Raw genomic sequence first — 3,628 nt, forward strand, 5'->3', positions numbered from 1 at the left:
CAATTGTAAATAATTGTTACAAAGTGTTTTGACCTTGAGTCCCCTTGCCTAGTTTGGTATCTGACGATACTAAACGTCGGGACATATAAACAGTTATAAGGTTGGTCATGGTTGACCTCTTAGATTCAGTCGGGGGACTGAGGACCTTACTAGGCGGTTATTTCAGGCATTTCAGCCCTATTTCATGCCTAAACGTTTCGCACCTGTTTTTATATCATATCATAGTCAACAAAATTCACGCTCTAAATTTGGGTTTAAATTATGATAACTACACTCATTGAACGAGAAGCAGAACCAATTTTAATTAGTGACTTAACCTGGAGAGAATTTAAAGCTGTTGAACAGCTAATTGATCGCCCAGGGTTAAGGTTATCTTTTTTAGATGGAGTTTTGGAGATTAGAAAAATGCCAGGGAAAAAACACGAAACTATCAAAGAACGTATTGGTGCTTTACTAGAAATTTATTTAGAATTTTTGGGATTAGATTTTACTCCTACTGGTTCTGTCACCTTAGAAAATGAATTTGAAAAGGTTAAAAGAGAAGGTGATAAATCCTATGAGTTGGGAGCAAATAGAAAACATCCTGATTTAGTGATTGAGGTGGTTGTTAGTAGTGGAGGAATTAATAAACTGGAAGCATACAAACGGTTACAAATCCCTGAAGTTTGGTTTTGGATGAACGACGAGTTATTGTTTTATAGTTTAGGAAATGAGGGACATGAGGCTGTTAGTAAATCGCAACTTTTACCGAGTTTAGATGTAGGTTTATTGATGCGTTGTATTAATACAGAAAATCATGCTCAAGCACTGCGGGAATTTAGAGCAGGGATAAAAATTATTGAATCAACATAACAATATAATACTAAATCCGTTGAGTATAGGCTAATTATGGGGACAGGCAAAAGGCAATAGGCAAAAGGGGCAATAAACAATCAGTCTTTAATAACCGGATTTAGTATAATATTCCTGCTTGGGAAGGAATTAGGATTGTCAGAGAAAGGATTTAATAGCGATATGAATCCTTTAAAAGACAGTATTTTTGGGAAAATGCTCTCATTTCATCAACTCAATAACCAATCTAGATGATTCTGTAAACATTGTTTGAGGTCGTAGCGTTGCTTGATAGTTTCCCTGGCATTTAAACGCAGATTTTGCCAACCCTGGGGATAATCTAACACTTCATCGACGCGATCGGCTATTTGTTGGGGAGAAAAGAAATCCACTAATAAACCATTTTCCCCATCAGTAATTAATTCTCGCACGGGGGGAGTATCGGAACCAATCACCACGCAACCCATGGCCATAGCCTCTAACATTGACCAAGAAAGCACAAAAGGACGAGTAAGATAGATATGGGCGGCCGATGCCTGTAAAACCTGTTTATATTGACCGTAGGGCAGAGAACCGGTAAAATGCACCCGGGATAAATCCAAAGAAAGGCTTTCTAACATCAATTGTTTATAGGTTTTGCCGTCCGGTAGAGTTTTCCCATAAGCGACCCGATCCTCCCCGACAATCACGATATGACAGTTAGGCCGACGGGCTAAAATTAGGGAAACAGCCGTCATAAATTGGGGAAAACCGCGATAGGGTTCCATTCCCCGGGTTGCATAGGTGACAATCTCCTTAACACCGGATAAATCTAAACCTATCTCTGGAATGACTAACTGCACATCGGGACGGGGACAGAAATAGTCCGTATCGATGCCATCGTGTAAAACCGTCAGTTTTGAGTGAAATTCCTGGGGAAATTGTTGTTTTTGCCAGATAGTCGGCGCTAAACCTCGATCGCAACTGACCAGATCGATCAGGATTGGCGCATTTTTAATTCTAATCCGGGCCTCGGCATCAGCATTGAGGGGATCCGCCGGATCAAAATCAGCATCGGAACCATGGGCATGATAAAACCATTCAAAATAGGCTAAAAACTTAGTTTTCGGGAAAATATCCTTGATAAATAGACCCGGCCCCCAGCCAGAATGTGCATAGACAATATCGGGATAAAATCCTTGATTTTTCAGTTGTTGGCAAACACCATAAACCGCTTGACCTTGCAAAACCGCACTTTCGAGGGGACGGACATAATGATGGGTTTGGGGAGAAACAGCGCGACTTTCCTTGTAAATAAATTTTTTTACCCCCGCTATCTCTCCCTCTTGCCTGGTAGTGCCGAAAATCACTTGATTTCCGGGGTCTTGAGCCAAAACCGTGATTAAATGGCGAAATTGGGCGGGAAAATTGGAATGAAGGAATAAAAATTTCATCGCGGGTAAAGGTTTAGAAAAAGCGATCGCTAATCGTACATTGTCCCTGAAAACGGAGCAGATGATCGCATAATACCAAAGCCATCATCGCTTCTACCATGGGGACGGCCCGGGGTAAAACGCAAGGATCGTGTCTTCCTTTGGCTGCCAGGGTGGTTTCTTCCCCGCTGCGCGTCACGGTTTTTTGTTCTTTACCGATAGTTGCGGTCGGTTTAAAAGCGGTGCGGATAATAATATTTTCACCGTTACTGATTCCCCCTTGGATGCCTCCTGAACGATTGCTCGTGGTGCGAATTAACCCGTTATCATCGATAAAATACTCGTCATTGTGTTCGCTGCCGGTTAAGAAGGTTCCCGCGAATCCCGATCCGATTTCAAATCCCTTACTCGCGGGTAAGGACATCATACCTTTAGCTAAATCGGCTTCTAGCTTATCAAAAACGGGTTCTCCTAGACCTTTCGGCACATTTCTGGCTACACATTCCACCACACCGCCGATCGAGTCCTTATCCTGGCGAATTTGGTCGATCAGGGCGATCATTTTGGCGGCCGTTTCCCCGTTGGGACAACGCACTATATTACTTTCCACCTCGTCGAGGGTGACGGTGTTGGGGTCGATGATTGCCTCAATATCTTTAATTCGCTTCACATAACCGATAATCTCGACATTATAGACAGATTTAAGGATTTTTTTAGCGATCGCTGCTGCGGCCACCCGGCCGATGGTTTCCCGGGCCGAGGATCTGCCTCCTCCTTTCCAGTTGCGAATGCCGTATTTTGCTTCGTAGGTGGCATCCGCGTGGGAAGGTCGGAATTTCTCGGCCATTTCGTTGTAATCTTGCGAACGAGCATCCTGATTCCGCACTAAAATAGCGATCGGTGTACCGAGGGTTTTACCCTCAAAAACGCCGGAAATTATCTCACAAATGTCATTTTCCCGACGCGGGGTCACGATTCTGCTTTGTCCCGGTTTGCGACGGTCTAAATCGATTTGAATCTCCTCTTCAGAAATTTCTAAGCGCGGAGGACAACCATCGATAACCACTCCTACCCCACCCCCGTGAGATTCTCCAAAAGTGGAAACCCGAAATAGTCGTCCGAAAGTGTTACCCATAATCTCAATATCTACTAAGCCTCAAGCTTTTATTGTACCTGAGCGGTTATCAGTTATCAGTTATCAGTTATCAGTGATCAGATGTGAGTTTTTAGTGGACAGTCTTAAGTAGAACCCACATTCCGCACCCTCAACTGTCACATAAGCTGTCCCCCTCCAGAGACTTGAGTAAAAATACTTATCTGGTGAAGGTTTTCTCGGTGGCCGCTAGGGGGAGCTTGAGACCCCTAATTATGAAAAAATAGGAATT

Annotated in this window: 3 protein-coding genes; 1 reads left to right on the forward strand and 2 read right to left on the reverse strand. The window is 43.4% G+C overall.

Translation table 11 applies throughout. From position 1 onward, the window contains the following. The first annotated feature begins 261 nt into the window (after window positions 1–261). A complete protein-coding gene (locus O9295_RS26250; RefSeq protein WP_288036199.1) occupies window positions 262–852 on the forward strand; it encodes a Uma2 family endonuclease in 591 nt (196 codons plus the stop codon). Between the two features lie 209 nt (window positions 853–1,061). Here O9295_RS26250 and O9295_RS26255 read toward each other — a convergent pair whose 3' ends face one another. Both O9295_RS26255 and aroC read right to left on the reverse strand, forming a co-directional pair. Beyond that, the gene (locus O9295_RS26255) at window positions 1,062–2,264 is read right to left on the reverse strand and encodes a glycosyltransferase family 4 protein (protein WP_288036200.1); all 1,203 of its coding nucleotides are present in this window, start codon (window positions 2,262–2,264) and stop codon (window positions 1,062–1,064) included. A 13-nt stretch (window positions 2,265–2,277) separates the two neighbouring features. Next, entirely contained in the window at window positions 2,278–3,378 is a 1,101-nt protein-coding gene (aroC, locus tag O9295_RS26260) for a chorismate synthase (RefSeq protein ID WP_288036201.1), read from the reverse strand. Window positions 3,379–3,628: the final 250 nt, after the last annotated feature.

This window comes from Microcystis sp. LE18-22.4A (assembly GCF_027531105.1).
GTDB classification, from domain to species: domain Bacteria; phylum Cyanobacteriota; class Cyanobacteriia; order Cyanobacteriales; family Microcystaceae; genus Microcystis; species Microcystis aeruginosa.